General features: G+C 64.2%; 15 protein-coding genes. 13 read left to right on the forward strand and 2 right to left on the reverse strand.

The window, feature by feature from the left end:
* The first annotated feature begins 21 nt into the window (after positions 1–21).
* The 5 genes from F3J44_RS20575 to F3J44_RS20595 all read left to right on the forward strand — a co-directional run bounded on the left by F3J44_RS20575 (position 22) and on the right by F3J44_RS20595 (position 5,603).
* Positions 22–1,617 carry an ABC transporter substrate-binding protein gene (locus F3J44_RS20575; protein ID WP_167275479.1) on the forward strand — a complete coding sequence of 532 codons (1,596 nt, stop codon included), beginning with the start codon at positions 22–24 and terminating at the stop codon, positions 1,615–1,617.
* A gap of 91 nt (positions 1,618–1,708) precedes the next feature.
* Positions 1,709–2,719, forward strand: coding sequence for an ABC transporter permease subunit (locus F3J44_RS20580; protein ID WP_167275481.1), 1,011 nt, complete (start codon positions 1,709–1,711; stop codon positions 2,717–2,719).
* 10 nt (positions 2,720–2,729) lie between these two features.
* Complete coding sequence (locus F3J44_RS20585) at positions 2,730–3,656, forward strand: ABC transporter permease subunit (RefSeq protein WP_167060603.1); 927 nt, start codon at positions 2,730–2,732, stop codon at positions 3,654–3,656.
* A 10-nt stretch (positions 3,657–3,666) separates the two neighbouring features.
* Entirely contained in the window at positions 3,667–4,635 is a 969-nt protein-coding gene (locus F3J44_RS20590) for an ABC transporter ATP-binding protein (RefSeq protein WP_167275484.1), read from the forward strand.
* A complete protein-coding gene (locus tag F3J44_RS20595; RefSeq protein ID WP_167060609.1) occupies positions 4,635–5,603 on the forward strand; it encodes a peptide ABC transporter ATP-binding protein in 969 nt (322 codons plus the stop codon). Before F3J44_RS20590 ends, F3J44_RS20595 begins: the two co-directional genes overlap by 1 nt.
* Positions 5,604–5,824: 221 nt before the next feature.
* Here the strand turns inward: F3J44_RS20595 and F3J44_RS20600 are convergent, their stop codons facing one another.
* On the reverse strand, positions 5,825–6,913 hold the full coding sequence (locus tag F3J44_RS20600; RefSeq protein ID WP_370526770.1) for a hypothetical protein: 1,089 nt from the start codon (positions 6,911–6,913) through the stop codon (positions 5,825–5,827).
* A 27-nt stretch (positions 6,914–6,940) separates the two neighbouring features.
* Between F3J44_RS20600 and F3J44_RS20605 the strand changes: the two genes are divergently transcribed.
* The 4 genes from F3J44_RS20605 (at position 6,941) to F3J44_RS20620 (ending at position 10,718) form a co-directional block, all read left to right on the forward strand.
* Positions 6,941–7,741: a nuclear transport factor 2 family protein gene (locus tag F3J44_RS20605; protein WP_167060612.1), complete on the forward strand. Its 801-nt coding sequence runs from the start codon at positions 6,941–6,943 to the stop codon at positions 7,739–7,741.
* 64 nt (positions 7,742–7,805) lie between these two features.
* Positions 7,806–9,212: an FAD-binding oxidoreductase gene (locus tag F3J44_RS20610; RefSeq protein ID WP_167275486.1), complete on the forward strand. Its 1,407-nt coding sequence runs from the start codon at positions 7,806–7,808 to the stop codon at positions 9,210–9,212.
* A 32-nt stretch (positions 9,213–9,244) separates the two neighbouring features.
* Complete coding sequence (locus tag F3J44_RS20615; RefSeq protein ID WP_167060620.1) at positions 9,245–9,586, forward strand: cupin domain-containing protein; 342 nt, start codon at positions 9,245–9,247, stop codon at positions 9,584–9,586.
* Between the two features lie 52 nt (positions 9,587–9,638).
* Positions 9,639–10,718 carry a polyamine ABC transporter substrate-binding protein gene (locus F3J44_RS20620; RefSeq protein WP_167060623.1) on the forward strand — a complete coding sequence of 360 codons (1,080 nt, stop codon included), beginning with the start codon at positions 9,639–9,641 and terminating at the stop codon, positions 10,716–10,718.
* A gap of 116 nt (positions 10,719–10,834) precedes the next feature.
* Here the strand turns inward: F3J44_RS20620 and F3J44_RS20625 are convergent, their stop codons facing one another.
* Complete coding sequence (locus F3J44_RS20625; protein ID WP_167060626.1) at positions 10,835–12,418, reverse strand: peptide chain release factor 3; 1,584 nt, start codon at positions 12,416–12,418, stop codon at positions 10,835–10,837.
* A gap of 537 nt (positions 12,419–12,955) precedes the next feature.
* Between F3J44_RS20625 and F3J44_RS20630 the strand changes: the two genes are divergently transcribed.
* The 4 genes from F3J44_RS20630 to F3J44_RS20645 are packed head-to-tail and all read left to right on the forward strand — an operon-like array spanning position 12,956 to position 16,401.
* Positions 12,956–13,669: an ABC transporter permease gene (locus tag F3J44_RS20630; protein ID WP_167060629.1), complete on the forward strand. Its 714-nt coding sequence runs from the start codon at positions 12,956–12,958 to the stop codon at positions 13,667–13,669.
* Positions 13,670–13,682: 13 nt separating this feature from the next.
* A complete protein-coding gene (locus F3J44_RS20635; RefSeq protein WP_167275489.1) occupies positions 13,683–14,597 on the forward strand; it encodes a glycine betaine ABC transporter substrate-binding protein in 915 nt (304 codons plus the stop codon).
* Positions 14,594–15,247 carry an ABC transporter permease gene (locus tag F3J44_RS20640; RefSeq protein WP_167060635.1) on the forward strand — a complete coding sequence of 218 codons (654 nt, stop codon included), beginning with the start codon at positions 14,594–14,596 and terminating at the stop codon, positions 15,245–15,247. Before F3J44_RS20635 ends, F3J44_RS20640 begins: the two co-directional genes overlap by 4 nt.
* The gene (locus F3J44_RS20645) at positions 15,244–16,401 is read left to right on the forward strand and encodes a betaine/proline/choline family ABC transporter ATP-binding protein (protein ID WP_167060638.1); all 1,158 of its coding nucleotides are present in this window, start codon (positions 15,244–15,246) and stop codon (positions 16,399–16,401) included. Before F3J44_RS20640 ends, F3J44_RS20645 begins: the two co-directional genes overlap by 4 nt.
* Positions 16,402–16,451: the final 50 nt, after the last annotated feature.

Below are 16,451 nucleotides of genomic sequence, written 5' to 3' on the forward strand. Positions count from 1 at the left end.
CAATGCAAGCAGGGAGAACACATGAAATCGCCAATGCTTCGCACCACCCTGGCAGCCTTCATCCTGGCCGCTGCCGGCCAGGTGGCGGCCAAACCGCTGGTGGTGTGCACCGAAGCCAGCCCTGAAGGCTTCGACATCGTCCAGTACACCACCGCCGTCACCGCCGACGCCTCGGCCGAGACGCTGTTCAACCGCCTGGTGGACTTCAAGCCCGGCACCACCGATATCCAGCCGGCCTTGGCCGAACGCTGGGAAACCTCCCCCGACGGCCTGACCTACACCTTTCACCTGCGCCAGGGGGTGAAGTTCCACACCACCGACTACTTCACCCCCACCCGCGACTTCAACGCCGATGACGTGCTGTGGAGCCTGAACCGCCAGCTCGACCCGAAGCACCCCTGGCACGACAAGACCAGCGTTGGCTACCCGTACTTCGACAGCATGGCGTTCAAGCAGCTGCTCAAGTCGGTGAGCAAGGCCGACGACCACACCGTGGTGATTACCCTCACCCGCCCGGAAGCGCCGTTCCTGCGCGACATGGCCATGGCCTTCACCTCGATCTACTCCGCCGAATATGGCGACCAGCTGCTCAAGGCCGGCAAGACGGGCGACCTCAACAGCAAGCCGATCGGCACCGGCCCGTTCATCTTCCAGCGCTACAACAAGGACGCCCAGGTGCGCTTCAAGGCCAACCCGGACTACTTCCGCGGCAAGCCGCCGAGCGAAGCGCTGGTGTTTGCCATCGCCACCGACAGCAACGTGCGCCTGCAGAAGCTGCGCGCCAACGAATGCCAGGTGGCGCTGTACCCCAAACCCGATGACGTGCCGTCGATCAAGGCCGACCCCAGGCTCAAGGTCGCCGGGATCGAAGCCTTGGTCACCGGCTACATTGCGATGAACACCGAACACAAGTACCTGAGCGACGTGCGCGTGCGCAAAGCCATCGACATGGCCTTCGACCGCCAGACCCACGTCGACCAGCTGTTCGGCAAGGGCAACGCCCTGGTCGGCGTGAACCCCTACCCACCGACCATGATCGGCTACAACACCGACAACAAGAACCCGCCCCGCGACCTGGCCAAGGCCCGCGAACTGCTCAGGCAAGCGGGCGTACCGGACGGCGCGGTGCTCACCCTGTTCACCCGCAACGGCGGTGGCCCGACCAACCCCAACCCGCGCCTTTCCGCCGAGATGCTGCAGGCCGACCTCAAGCAGATCGGCCTCAAGCTGGACATCCGCGTGATGGAGTGGGCCGAGATGCTGCGCCGGGCCAAGAAGGGCGAGGCCGACCTGGTGTCTACCGGCTGGGCCGGCGACAACGGCGACCCCGACAACTTCCTCAGCCCCCTGCTCAGCTGCGATGCCGCCAAGACCGGCGAGAACTATGCGCGCTGGTGCAACCCTAAATTCCAGGAGCTGATTACCCGCGCCCGCGAAGTGATCGACAACGACGAACGCGCCAGGCTCTATGCCGAGGCTTTGAAGGTGTACGATGACGATCAACCCTGGATCAGCATGGCCCATCCGAAGATGTTCACCGCCATGCGTGACAACGTGGAGGGCTACGTGATCAACCCTCTGACCAACAACAACTTCGCCACCACCCGGGTGAAGTAGAACAACAACGATCGCCGGCGACCCACACGGGAACCGGCGGCACCGCCGTAATGGGCTGATCGCCCCACGGCCTGATGAGGTAACCCCGACAATGTTGAGTTTTATTGCCCGGCGCCTTGGCCTGCTGATACCGACCTTCTTCGGTATCACCTTGCTGACCTTCGCGCTCATACGCCTGATCCCCGGCGACCCGGTGGAAGTGATGATGGGCGAGCGCAGGGTCGACCCCGAAATGCACGCCCAGGCCATGGAGCGCCTGGGCCTGAACAAGCCACTGCCGGCCCAGTATGTGGACTACGTCGGCAAGCTGGCCCACGGCGACCTTGGCGAATCGCTGCGCACCCGCGAAAGCGTGTGGAGCGAGTTCCTTACCCTGTTCCCCGCCACCCTGGAGCTGGCCATGGCCGCGCTGTTGTTCGCAGGCGTGGTCGGCCTGCTGGCCGGGGTGATTGCCGCGCTCAAGCGCGGTTCGCTGTTCGACCACGGGGTGATGGGCATATCCCTGGCGGGCTATTCGATGCCGATTTTCTGGTGGGGCCTGATCCTGATCATGTTCTTCTCGGTAAGCCTGGGCTGGACCCCGGTGTCCGGGCGCATCGACCTGCTCTATGACATCGAGCCGAAAACCGGCTTCATGCTCATCGATACCCTGCTCAGCGACGAGGAAGGCGCGTTCAAGGACGCGGTGATGCACCTGATCCTGCCGGCCATCGTGCTCGGCACCATCCCGCTGGCGGTGATCGCCCGCATGACCCGCTCCTCAATGCTTGAAGTGCTGCGCGAGGACTACATCCGTACCGCCCGCGCCAAGGGCCTGTCCCCGGCCCGGGTGGTATTCGTGCATGGCCTGCGCAATGCGCTGATCCCGGTACTGACCGTGTTCGGCCTGCAGGTCGGCACGCTGCTGGCCGGCGCCGTGCTGACCGAAACCATCTTCTCCTGGCCGGGCATCGGCAAATGGCTGATCGAAGCCATCGGCGCCCGTGACTACCCCGTGGTCCAGAACGGCATCCTGTTGATCGCCTGCCTGGTGATCCTGGTCAACTTCGTCGTGGATATCCTCTACGGCCTGGCCAACCCACGCATCCGTCATCAGCGCTGAGGCCTTCGCCATGACTACCCCGATTGCAAAATCCGTCACACCGGCAAGCCCGGTGGACCAGAGCCTGCTCTACCCCTCGCCGTACAAGGAATTCTGGCAGGCCTTCGCCCGCAACAAGGGCGCGGTAATGGGCCTGGCCTTCATGTGCCTGGTGGTGTTCTGCGCACTGTTCGCGCCATGGGTCGCCCCGCATGACCCCAGCGAGCAGTACCGCGACTTCCTGCTGACCCCGCCGGTGTGGCTGGACGGCGGCACCTGGCAATTCATCCTCGGCACCGACGAGTTGGGCCGCGACCTGCTGTCGCGGCTGATCCAGGGCGCACGGCTGTCGCTGCTGATCGGCCTGTCGTCGGTGGTGATCTCGCTGATTCCGGGCATCCTGCTGGGCCTTCTGGCCGGCTTCTTCCCGCAGGTGCTGGGCCCCTCGATCATGCGCCTGATGGACGTGATGCTGGCACTGCCATCGCTGCTGCTGGCCGTGGCCATCGTCGCTATCCTCGGCCCTGGCCTTATCAACACCGTGATCGCCATCGCCATCGTGTCCCTGCCTTCCTACGTGCGCCTGACCCGCGCCGCGGTAATGGGCGAGCTGAACCGCGACTATGTGACTGCCGCCCGCCTGGCCGGCGCCGGGCTGCCCCGGCTGATGTTCGTCACCGTGCTGCCCAACTGCATGGCGCCGCTGATCGTGCAGGCCACCTTGAGCTTTTCCTCGGCAATTCTCGACGCCGCCGCCCTGGGCTTCCTGGGCCTTGGCGTACAGCCGCCAACCCCGGAGTGGGGCACCATGCTGGCCTCGGCCCGCGACTACATCGAGCGCGCCTGGTGGGTGGTAAGCCTGCCCGGCCTGACCATTTTGCTCAGTGTGCTGGCAATCAACCTGATGGGCGACGGCCTGCGCGATGCGCTGGACCCGAAACTCAAGAACGCCGCCTGAGGAGAACGCCATGTCACTGTTGCAGATCAACAACCTGAACGTGCGCTTCGGCGACGCCAACGCGGTGCCTGTGGTCGACGGGCTGGACCTGGCCGTGGACGCCGGCGAGATCCTGGCCATCGTCGGTGAGTCTGGCTCGGGCAAGTCGGTCACCATGATGGCCCTGATGGGCCTGATTGATGCCCCCGGGCGCATCACGGCCGATGCCCTGACCTTCGACGGCACCGACATGCTCAAGCTCAGCGGCCGCCAGCGGCGCAAGGTGGTGGGCAAGGACATCGCCATGGTCTTCCAGGACCCGATGACCGCCCTGAACCCCAGCTACACGGTCGGCTACCAGATCGAGGAAGTGCTGCGCCAGCACCTGGGCCTCAAGGGCAAGGCGGCGCGCCAGCGTGCCCTGGAGCTGTTGAAGAAAGTCGAGATCCCGGCTGCCGAAAGCCGCCTGGACGCCTACCCGCACCAGCTGTCCGGCGGCATGAGCCAGCGCGTGGCGATCGCCATGGCGATTGCCGGCGAGCCCAAGCTGCTGATTGCCGACGAGCCCACCACAGCGCTGGACGTGACCATCCAGGCGCAGATCATGGAACTGCTGGTGAACCTGCAGAAGGAGCGCAACATGGCGCTCATCCTGATCACCCACGACCTGGCCGTGGTCGCCGAAACCGCCAAGCGGGTGTGCGTGATGTACGCAGGCCAAGCCGTGGAAGTGGGCCAGGTGCCCGAGCTGTTCGATGTGCCCGCCCACCCCTACAGCGAAGCGCTGCTGGCGGCGATTCCCGAGCACAGCATTGGCGCCGAGCGCCTGGCTACCCTGCCCGGCATCGTGCCGGGCCGCTACGACCGGCCGGTGGGCTGCCTGCTGTCACCGCGCTGCCCGTATGTGCAGGACAACTGCCGGCGCCAGCGCCCGTCCCTCGATCCCCAGGCCCATGGCCTGGTGCGTTGCTTCTACCCGCTGAACCAGGAGGTGGCGTGATGGCCGTCGTTCTCACTGCCCGGGAACTGACCCGGCATTACGAAGTGTCTCGCGGGCTGTTCAAGGGCCATGCCACGGTGCGCGCGCTCAATGGCGTGTCGTTCGAACTGGAGGCTGGCAAGACCTTGGCGGTGGTAGGTGAATCCGGTTGCGGCAAGTCGACCCTGGCGCGGGCCCTGACCCTGATCGAGGAACCCTCTTCCGGCTCGCTGCAAATTGCCGGCACCGAGGTCAAGGGCGCCAGCAAGACCGAGCGCAAGCAACTGCGCCGCGACGTGCAGATGGTGTTCCAAAGCCCCTACGCCTCGCTCAACCCGCGGCAGAAGATCGGCGACCAGCTGGCTGAGCCGCTGTTGATCAACACCTCACTGAGCAAGGCCGAACGCCGCGAGAAAGTGCAGAAGATGATGGAGCAGGTGGGCCTGCGCCCCGAGCATTACCAACGCTACCCGCACATGTTCTCCGGTGGCCAGCGCCAGCGCATCGCCCTGGCCCGGGCAATGATGCTGCAACCGAAGGTGCTGGTGGCCGATGAGCCGACCTCGGCGCTGGACGTGTCGATCCAGGCCCAGGTGCTGAACCTGTTCATGGACCTGCAGAAGGAGTTCAACACCGCCTACGTGTTCATTTCGCACAACCTGGCGGTGGTGCGGCATGTGGCGGATCAGGTGCTGGTGATGTACCTCGGGCGGCCGGTGGAGATGGGGCCCAAGGAGGATATCTACGACAAGCCTCTGCATCCGTATACCCAGGCATTGCTGTCGGCGACGCCGGCAATTCACCCGGACCCGTTGAAGCCGAAGATTCGCATTGCCGGGGAATTGCCTAACCCGCTGAACCCGCCGGATGGGTGCGCGTTTCACAAACGCTGCCCGCATGCGACCGAGCGCTGTGCTGCCGAGGTGCCGGTGTTGCGGCAGGTGAGCAGCCGGCAGGTGGCTTGCCATTATGCCGAGCAGTTTCTCTAGGCGTTAGATTGCGGGGCTGCTGTGCAGCCCATCGCGACCTGCGGTCGCTCCTACCAAAAACCGCGATCAACATGATGATCCCTGGTAGGAGCGACCGCAGGTCGCGATGGGCCGCAAAGCGGCTCCCTATGTCAATGCATGAAAATCGCGATCAGGATGATGACGGGAATAGGCACCCCAAGCATCCACAGCAGTAATGAGCGCATGTCGGTTCTCCTGGCTTAACGTTGAACGGTACGGTGAGTCACATATTCCCCTTCCAGCCACAGCACGTGGTCGCGACGACGGCCACCGAACAGCGCTGCAAGGCTTGCGAAGAACGCGCCGCACAGCAGCGCGACAAAGGTCCACAGGGCTGTCCACGCGGCCACCTTGGCTGCCTTGTCAGCCGCCTGCTTGGCATCCACTTTCAGCTGCTGCACCTGGGCCATCACCTGATCGACACGCGCCTCTGCTTCCGGCACGGTCAGGCGGGTGCGCTGCGCCACCAGTTGCGCAAGGTAGGCACGGTCCTCTGCCGGCAAGGCACCGTCACTGGCAAAGCCCTTGGCCAAGATGCGCGCGGCTACGCCGTTGGCCGCATCCTCGCTCACCGGTGCAGGCCCGTCGCCACGGAACAGGCTGTCGACGAAATACCCCATCGAATTGCTGTTCTTGTCTGCGGCTGCGGCGCCCCCTGCGGCGGCTGTGACAGTCGCTGCCTGCGACGCCGCACTAGCGCCCGCACCGACCAGATTGCCCGCGGTTCCCAGTACCAGCATCGCTGCCACCAGGGTCGCCACCGCCCAGGACAGGAAGCCGTGTGCAGTGTCGCGGAAATACACCTCATCGCCATGCAGGTTCGCCCACTTCACCCGTAACCGGCCCGCCATGTAGCCACCCAGGCCCGAGGCGATGATCTGCGTGAGCAGCAGCCAGACGATGGTGGAAATGCCCAAGGCCTTGGCGCTCGCACCTTCACCGGCCCAAGGGGAGGTGGCTGCAAAGCCCAATCCCGCCCCCAGCACCACAAGGATCAGGGACAAGGCAGCGGCCGCGGCAGCACCAGCGAAGATCGCCGCCCAGGACACGCCTGAGCGGCTTTGGGAATCGACAACGGGGTAGTCGGCAGAGGGGATCATGATGTGTTCGCCTGTATTTGGGTTGTTAGCGAGAATTCCATTCGCGCAGTAACCATTGCAGCGGCTATGCCAGTTGTGACAAAAAATGACATTCAAGAAAATCAATGAGTTAGCACTCAAGATCGCATCACAACCGTGCAAAATGCGCGAATCGCCAATCTGCATCAGGTGTTCTGCATTCTTGTCCACGCCCCCAAGCCAAGGCATGATTCGCTCATGACCCTGCCCGACACCCCCGCCCAGACCCCGCTCACTGCCGACACCGTGCTGCGCTACCACCTGTGCTGGAAACACCGCGACCTCGACGGCGTGATCGCGCTTTACCACCCCGAGGTGCAGTACCACGATTTCTTCCAGAACCGCGTGCTCGGCCATGGCGAACTGCGCGACTACGTGCGCGCCTGCCTGCCCCGTGAAGCGGGCGAGGACATCGTCCACAGCGACCGCATCCGCGTCGACGGCTGCACGGCGTTCATCCAGTACCAGGTCACGGTGCAGGGCGGTGACGGCCTGGTGGCGTTCCAGTCCAGTGAAGCGATCACCGTCAAGGACGGCCTGATCTGGCGGGTCAACGAGTACGCCACCCTGGTGCGCCAGGGCGGCCAGGGCCTGGCCAGCAGCGGCCCGCGCCCGGCCACCAGCCGCCTTGGGTTGTCGCCACGGCAACTGTCGACCATGGCCCAGGACCTGGAGCACTACTTCCTGCGCCAGCGCCCCTACCTCGACCCGGAACTGGACCTGCAGCAAGTGGCCGACGCCAGCGGCTACAGCCGCAACCAGATCTCCTACCTGCTCAACCAGGTGCTGGGGCAAAGCTTCTACCGCTACGTCAACCAGGCGCGCCTGCAGCATCTGATGGCCAGCCTCGACGACGACAGCGTCGAAGCGCCCATCGACGAGCTGGCGTTCAACGCAGGCTTCAATTCGCTGTCGGCGTTCTACAAGTGCTTCCGCGAACACACAGGCCTCACCCCCAAGGCTTACCTCAAGCAAATTTCCCTGCGTGCACGCACGTAAGACAGCCATCGGCCAACCCTTCTAGGATCGCCCACAGACCTTGACGGATGTGGAGCAAAACCCGATGCAACCCCTGCGCACGCTCAGCCTGTGGATGGACCAGCTCGACGAGCCGCTGTGTGCGCGGCCGGCCCTGCGCCAGGACCTTGAAGTCGATGTGTGCATCATCGGCGCCGGCTACACCGGCCTGTGGACGGCCTACTACCTCAAGCGCCAGGCGCCGCAGCTGAACATCGCGGTGATCGAGGCCAACATTGCAGGCTTCGGCGCCTCTGGGCGCAACGGCGGTTGGCTGATGGGCAACCTGCTGGGCGAAGACCGCCTGCTCGCCACCCTGTCGCCGCAACAGCGCCGCGCCAGCATCGACTTGCTGCATGGCATTCCCGATGAAGTGCACAGCGTGCTGCAACGCGAAGGCATCGACTGCGACTACCGCAAAGGCGGCGTGCTGTACTGCGCCGCACGCTACCCTGAGCAGGAGCGCGGCCTACGGGCCTACCTCGACGACCTCTATCGCCAGGGCATGACCGAGGACGACTACCGCTGGTTGCGCCCTGAACAGCTGGATGCGCAGCTTCGCGTCAGCAATGCCTATGGCGCCATCTACAGCCCGCACACCGCGACCATCCACCCGGCCAAGCTGGCCCGTGGCCTGGCCCGGGCGGTGCAAGCGCTGGGCGTGCCCATCTACGAAAACACCCCGGCCGTCGACTGGCAGCCCGGTGAAGTGCGTTCGCCGCTGGCGCGTATCCGCTGCCAGTGGATGGTGCCCGCCGTCGAGGGTTACGCCGCCAGCCTACCGCCCCTGGGCAAGCACCAGTTGCCGGTGCAGAGCCTGCTGGTGGCCACTGAGCCGCTGCCGGAATCCACCTGGGAACAGATCGGCCTTTCCCAGGGCCAGGCCTTCAGTGAAAGCAGCCGCCAGGTCACCTACGGCCAGCGCACGGCCGACAACCGCCTGGTATTCGGCGCCCGTGGCGGCTACCGCTTCGGCGGCCGCCTGCGCGAGCAGTTCAATTTGAACGAGCAGGAGATCGAGCTGCGCCGTTACTTGTTCGGCGAACTGTTCCCGCAGCTCAAGCATGCCCGCATCACCCATTCCTGGGGCGGCAACCTGGGCATGGCGCGGCGCTTTCGCCCGCACATGCTGTGCGACCGCCAGCGCGGCATTGCCCTGGCCGGCGGCTATGGCGGCGAAGGGGTGGGCGCCACCAACCTCGCTGGCCGCACCCTGGCGGCGTTGATGCTCAACCAGCACAACGCCCTGACCGCACAGCCCTGGGTGCTCGACAACCGCCCACTGTCGAGCCTGGCCAGCTGGCCGCCCGAGCCGTGCCGCTGGCTGGGCTACAACGCGATCATCCAGAGCTTCGTCCACGAGGACCGGACCCTCGCCAACCCCGCCAGCGCGCCCTGGAGGCGGCGCCTGGCCAGCTCGCTAGCGGACTTCATGGAAGGCTTCATGCACTGATTTCCCTAACCCCGATACAGGATCCACCGGCCATGAGCATCACCCAGTTCAAACACACAGACAGCGCCGTGCTCGACAGTTCCAGCCCGGTCGCGGTGCCCCTCGGCGAGCCTGTCGCGGTGACCTCGGTCACCTGCGTGGAACGCAGCGACGGCGTCGAAACCGGCATCTGGGAGTGCACCCCCGGGCGCTGGCGGCGGCAGATCGTGCAGCAGGAGTTCTGCCATTTCATCAAGGGCCGTTGCACCTTCACCCCAGACGGTGGCGAGCCCCTGGTCATAGAAGCCGGAGACGCCCTGATGCTACCGGCCAACAGCACTGGCACCTGGGATATCCAGGAAACCGTGCGCAAGACCTACGTACTGATTTTCTGATCCGCTGATCGCCTGCCTTCGATAACAACAGACAAAGCAAGGTAAACCCGACATGCGCACGCTCCTCCTCGCCCCCCTGATGCTGGCCGCCAGCATCGCCAGCGCCGCCGAAACGGTAAAGATCTACAACTGGTCCAGCTACGTCGCCCCCGACACGCTGAAAAACTTCCAGCAGGCCAGCGGCATCGTGCCGACCTACGACGTGTACGACAGCAACGAAACCCTCGACGGCAAGCTGATGACCGGCAACTCTGGCTACGACGTGGTGTTTCCTTCCAACCACTTCATGGCCCGGCAGATCCAGGGCAAGGCCCTCAAGCGCCTGGACAAGTCGCAGTTGCCCAACTGGCACAACCTCAACCCGGTGCTGCTCAAGGCGCTGGAGGTCAACGACCCGGGCAACCAGTACGGCTTTCCGTACCTGTGGGGCAGCACCGGCATTGGCTACAACATCGACAAGGTCAAGGCAGTGCTAGGCGATAACGCGCCGGTAGACTCCTGGGACCTGATCTTCAAGCCTGAATACATGAGCAAGCTGAAAAGCTGCGGCGTCGCCGTGCTCGACAACGGCCCCGAGTTGCTACCGATCGCCCTGCACTACCTGGGCTTGCCGCACCACAGCCAGAACCCGGCCGACTACGACAAGGCCAAGGCGCTGCTGATGCAGGTGCGGCCGTACATCAGCTACTTCCATTCCTCGAAGTACACCGGCGACCTGGCCAATGGCGATATCTGCGTGGTGGTGGGGTTCTCGGGCGATGTGCTGCAGGCGAAGAACCGCGCCGAAGAGGCCAGGAACGGGGTGAAGGTGGGGTATTCGATCCCCAAGGAGGGTGCGCCAATGTGGTTCGACATGGTGGCCATGCCCGCCGATGCGCCGGATGAGAAAGCCGGGTATGCCTACATGAACTACCTGCTTGAGCCGCAGGTGATGGCCAATATCAGCAACCACGTGCAGTACGCCAACGGCAACCTCAAGGCAGACGGCCTGGTGGAGCCAGCGATGAAGGGCAATACGATGATTTACCCGAGCGAGGATGTGATGGGCAAGCTGTATGCCCTGGAAGCGATGCCGGCGAAGATCGACCGTATCAGGACGCGGATCTGGACCAGTATCAAGGCCGGGAATTGAAATGGGGCTGCTTTGCAGCCCTTCGCGGGGCAAGCCCGCTCCTACAGAGGTTCATATTCCCCTGTAGGAGCGGGCTTGCCCCGCGAAGGGCCGCAAAGCGGCCCCCGCTTCACTTATTAATGGTGCTCGCGGGTAGCGCGGAACTTGATATCCGGCCAGCGCTCTTCCATCAGCGCCAGGTTGACCCGGGTCGGCGCCAGGTAGGTCAGGTGGCCGCCACCGTCGATGGCCAGGTTTTCCATGGCCTTGTTCTGGAATTCCTCAAGTTTCTTCTTGTCGTCACAGGCGATCCAGCGCGCCGACCACACGGTGATCGGCTCGTAGGCGCACTCGACCTTGTACTCTTCCTTCAGGCGGCTGGCGACCACGTCGAACTGCAGCACACCGACCGCACCGAGGATGATGTCGTTGCTGCGCTCGGGGAAGAACACCTGGGTCGCGCCCTCTTCTGCCAGCTGCTGCAGGCCCTGGCGCAGTTGCTTGGATTTCAGCGGGTCTTTCAGGCGCACGCGGCGGAACAGTTCCGGGGCGAAGTGCGGAATACCGGTGAAGCCCAGCGCCTCGCCTTCGGTGAAGGTATCGCCGATCTGGATGGTGCCGTGGTTGTGCAAGCCGATGATGTCGCCAGCGAAGGCCTCTTCCAGCTGCTCACGCTCGGACGAGAAGAAGGTCAGCGCATCGCCGATGCGCAGGTCCTTGTTCAAGCGCACATGGCGCATCTTCATGCCCTTCTCGTACTTGCCCGAGCAGATGCGCATGAAGGCGATGCGGTCGCGGTGTTTCGGGTCCATGTTCGCCTGGATCTTGAACACGAAGCCGGTGAATTTCTCCTCGACCGGCTCCACGGTACGCTCGTGGGCGACACGGCCCAGCGGGCGCGGCGCCCAATCGACCACCGCGTCGAGCACGTGGTCGACGCCGAAGTTGCCAAGCGCAGTACCGAAGAACACCGGGGTCAGCTGGCCGTTGATGAACTCGTCCTGGTCGAACTCATGGCAGGCACCTTGCACCAGCTCCAGCTGCTCGACGAACGAATCGTACTGGTCGCCCAGGTGGGCACGGGCTTCGTCGGAGTCCAGTTTCTGGATGATCTTCGCTTCGGTGCGCTCGTGGCCGTGGCCCGGGGTGTAGACGATGATGTAGTCACCGGTGAGGTGGTACACGCCCTTGAAGTCGCGGTAGCAACCAATCGGCCAGGTGATGGGCGCCGCCTTGATCTTCAATACCGCTTCGATCTCGTCGAGCAGTTCGATCGGGTCGCGGATGTCACGGTCGAGTTTGTTGATGAAGCTGACGATCGGCGTGTCGCGCAGGCGGCACACGTCCATCAGGGCGATGGTCCGCGGCTCTACACCTTTACCGCCGTCAAGCACCATCAGCGCCGAGTCCACCGCGGTCAGGGTACGGTAGGTGTCTTCGGAGAAGTCTTCGTGGCCGGGGGTGTCGAGCAGGTTGATCATGTGCTCGCGGTACGGGAACTGCATCACCGAGGTGGTGATGGAGATGCCGCGCTGCTTCTCCATTTCCATCCAGTCGGAGGTGGCGTGGCGGTCGGACTTGCGCGACTTCACGGTACCGGCGACGGCAATGGCCTTGCCCATCAGCAGCAGCTTCTCGGTGATGGTGGTCTTACCGGCGTCGGGGTGGGAAATGATTGCGAAAGTGCGGCGCTTCGCGACTTCGGCGGCCTGGTTGGTCATGGGAAATCGCCTGACTGGGGGATTTAAAAGGGGCGATATCATACCTGAACTTGGGCCTGGACCAAAATCGGCCGCATCAGCGGTTGCAGGCCCGGCCTCTTCGCGGGGCAAGCCCGCTCCTACAGGTTGACGATCCCCTTGTAGGAGCGGGCTTGCCCCGCGAAGAGGCCGGACCTGCAAACGAATTCAGCAAACAATCGCTTTATCACGACAAAAGGCCACAGGGCAGTTATTTCAACGCCTACAGCGCATTAACCCGCTGTTTTCTCGCGCCAGATTTCCACCTCCCCAGTGATTAACGCTGGCCAAATGCCGCCTCAGATGGGAACCTTTACGCCCACGGAGACGTCCACTCCCCTGCAACCCGCTTCGGTTGGGGACTGGTTTCATCAGCATTTTCGGGCCCGACGGGGTTCGGCTCATGGCCTGATCGCAGCCTTCGGTTGCTTCACGCTGCTACTCGCGAACACACCACCTGCCGCCAGGATTGGCCGGCTACCAAGAAGTGTGCTCGCCGACAACACAAGGAGTCCGCCTGTGGCTAAACGCTACGGAAAGGGGCTGTTGGGATGCGCCACCGTGCTCGTCATCCTGGCCCTGCTGGTCCACTGGATCGGCATCGACACGATCGCGCGGTATCGCGACGATCTTGGGTTCTACCTGCAAGCGCACCTGGTACTGGTGCTGGCTTCGATGGCGGCGGCGTTGGCCGTGGGCATCCCCGCTGGCATTGCCTTGAGTCGACCGCACCGGGTCGACAAAGCCGAGCGCTTCATGCAGTTCTTCAACGTTGGCAACACCATTCCCCCCCTGGCCGTTCTGGCCATCGCCCTGAGTATCCTGGGCATCGGCGCCGGGCCCGCGATCTTCGCGCTGTTCCTCGCCTCCCTCCTGCCCATCGTGCGCAACACCTACGAGGGCCTGAAAAATGTCCCCGCCTCGCTCAAGGAAGCCGCCACCGGCATCGGCATGACCCCGCGCCAGCAACTCTGGCAGGTGGAGCTGCCCAACGCCGTGCCGATCATCGTTGGCGGTGTGCGCGTGGCCCTGGCGCTGAACGTCGGCACCGCACCGCTGGCCTTCCTGATCGGCGCCAACAGCCTGGGCAGCCTGATCTTCCCCGGCATCGCCCTGAACAACCAACCGCAGCTGCTGCTCGGCGCCGCCTGCACCGCCCTGCTGGCGCTGGCGCTGGATGCGGCGGTGAGTTTCGCCAGCAAGCGCTGGCTGGAACGTGGCCTGGCGGGATAACGAGAGGGAACCCATGAAAAAGACAATCGCCTTGCTGCTGGGCGCGGCCCTGCTGTTCGCAGGGTTTGCCCAGGCGGCGCAAAAACCGCTGATTCGCATCGGCGCGCGGGTGTTCACCGAACAGACCGTGCTCGCCGAAATTACCGCGCAATACCTGCGTGCCAATGGCTTCGAGGTGCGCGTTACCAGCGGCCTTGGCAGCAGCATTGCACGCCAGGCCCAGGAAACCGGCCAGCTCGACCTGATGTGGGAGTACACCGGCGTGTCGCTGGTGTCGTACAACCATATCGACGAGCGCATGCCCGACGCTGCGGCCACCTATGCCAGGGTCAAGGAACTGGATGCCAAAAAGGACCTGATCTGGCTGACCCCGTCGAAGTTCAGCAACACCTACGCCCTGGGCCTGCCCAAGCAGGTGGCCGAGGCTTATCCACAGATCAACACCATCAGCGACCTGAACCAGGTGCTGCGTGACGAAAGCCAGCGCAAGCACCTGGTGGCGCTGGACACCGAGTTCGCCAACCGCCCGGATGGCCTGGTGGGCCTGAAGCAGATGTATGGCCTGCAAGTGGGCCGCGCCAACATCCGCCAGATGGACGCCGGGCTGGTCTACACCGCCATGCACAACAACCAGGTGTTCGCGGGCCTGGTGTACACCACCGATGGGCGCCTGAATGCGTTCAACCTCAAGCTGCTCGAAGACGACAAGCACTACTTCCCCGACTACACCGCCGCCCCAGTCGTGCGCAAGCCAGTGCTCGACGCCAACCCGCAACTGGTCGGCCTGCTCAAGCCACTGGCCGAACAGCTCGATGACGAAACCATGCGCCAGCTCAACGCCAAGGTCGACGTCGAACACCAGAACCCGAGCGCAGTGGCCGCGGCCTTCCTGCGTGACCACCCCCTGACCGCCGAGGTACAGCCATGAGCCTGCTCGACACGTTCGCCCACCTCGACTGGGCCCAGGTGCTGCAGCTGACCTGGCAGCACATCATGCTGGTCGGCGTTGCCGTGGGCCTGGCGATCGTCGTTGGCGTGCCGCTGGGCATCCTGATGACCCGCTTCCCGGCCGTCGCCGGCCCGCTGCAGGCCAGTGCCACGGTGCTGCTGACCATTCCGTCGATCGCCCTGTTCGGCCTGCTGCTGCCGTTCTACTCCAAGTTCGGCCAGGGCCTGGGGCCGCTGCCGGCGATCACCGCGGTGTTCCTCTATTCATTGCTGCCGATCCTGCGCAACACCTACCTGGCCCTGACCAACGTCGAGCCCGGCATCCGTGAAGCGGCGCGCGGTATCGGCATGACCTTCGGCCAGCGCCTGCGCATGGTCGAGCTGCCGATTGCAGTGCCAGTGATCCTCGCCGGCGTGCGCACCGCCGTGGTGATGAACATCGGCGTGATGACCATCGCCGCCACCATCGGCGCCGGCGGCCTTGGCGTGCTCATTCTCACCTCCATCAGCCGCAGCGACATGTCGATGCTGCTGGTCGGCGCGGTATTGGTCAGCCTGCTGGCAATCATCGCCGACCTGCTCCTGCAAACCCTGCAACGTGCCCTGACTCCAGAAGGACTGCGCTCATGATCGAACTCAAGCACCTCAGCAAAACCTTCGACGTCAACGGCAAGGCCGTGAAGGCCGTCGACTCGGTCAGCCTGACCGTCAACGAAGGCGAAATCTGCGTGTTCCTCGGCCCCTCGGGCTGTGGCAAGAGCACCACGCTGAAGATGATCAACCGCCTGATCACGCCAACCTCCGGCCAGGTGTTCATCAATGGCGAGGACACCAGCGCCCTGGACGAAGTGACCCTGCGCCGGCAGATCGGCTACGTGATCCAGCAGATCGGCCTGTTCCCCAACATGACCATCGAGGAGAACATCACCGTGGTCCCACGCCTGCTCGGCTGGGACAAGCAAAAATGCCACGAACGCGCCCGCGAGCTGATGCACATGATCAAGCTCGAACCCAAGCAGTACCTGCAGCGCTACCCGCGCGAGCTGTCCGGTGGCCAGCAGCAGCGTATCGGGGTGATTCGCGCCCTGGCGGCCGAGGCGCCGGTGCTGTTGATGGACGAGCCGTTCGGTGCGGTCGACCCGATCAACCGCGAGATGATCCAGAACGAGTTCTTCGAAATGCAGCGGGCGCTGAACAAGACCGTGATCATGGTCAGCCACGACATCGACGAGGCGATCAAGCTGGGCGACAAGATCGCCATCTTCCGCGCTGGCAAGTTGCTGCAGCTGGACCACCCGGACACCTTGCTGGCGCACCCGGTGGATGATTTCGTGAGCAACTTCGTTGGCCAGGACAGCACCTTGAAACGCCTGCTGCTGGTGCGCGCCGAGGACGCGGCAGACAACGCGCCGTCGGTGAGCCCGCAAACGCCGGTGAGCGATGCGCTGGAACTGCTCGACGAGCATGACCGCCGCTACGTGGTGGTGACCGACGAACAGAACAAGGCGCTGGGCTATGTGCGCCGGCGTGACATGCACCGCCAGCAAGGCACGTGCGGGGAGTTCCTGCGCCCGTTCAATGCCACGGCATCGCATGACGAGCATTTGCGCATCCTGCTGTCGCGGATGTACGAGTTCAACCGCGCGTGGTTGCCGGTGCTCGATGCCGAACAGGTGTTCCTCGGCGAGGTGACCCAGGAGTCGATTGCCGCTTACCTGAGCTCGGGGCGTTCGCGCGGGGCCAAGACCAGCATCGTTTCCCCGGCTGAGGTGGTGGCTTCCTGAATTGCTGGGGGCGCTTTGCGCCCCAATCGCGACCTTTGGTCGCTCCTACA

This window comes from Pantoea sp. Tr-811 (assembly GCF_011752535.1).
Taxonomy (GTDB): domain Bacteria; phylum Pseudomonadota; class Gammaproteobacteria; order Pseudomonadales; family Pseudomonadaceae; genus Aquipseudomonas.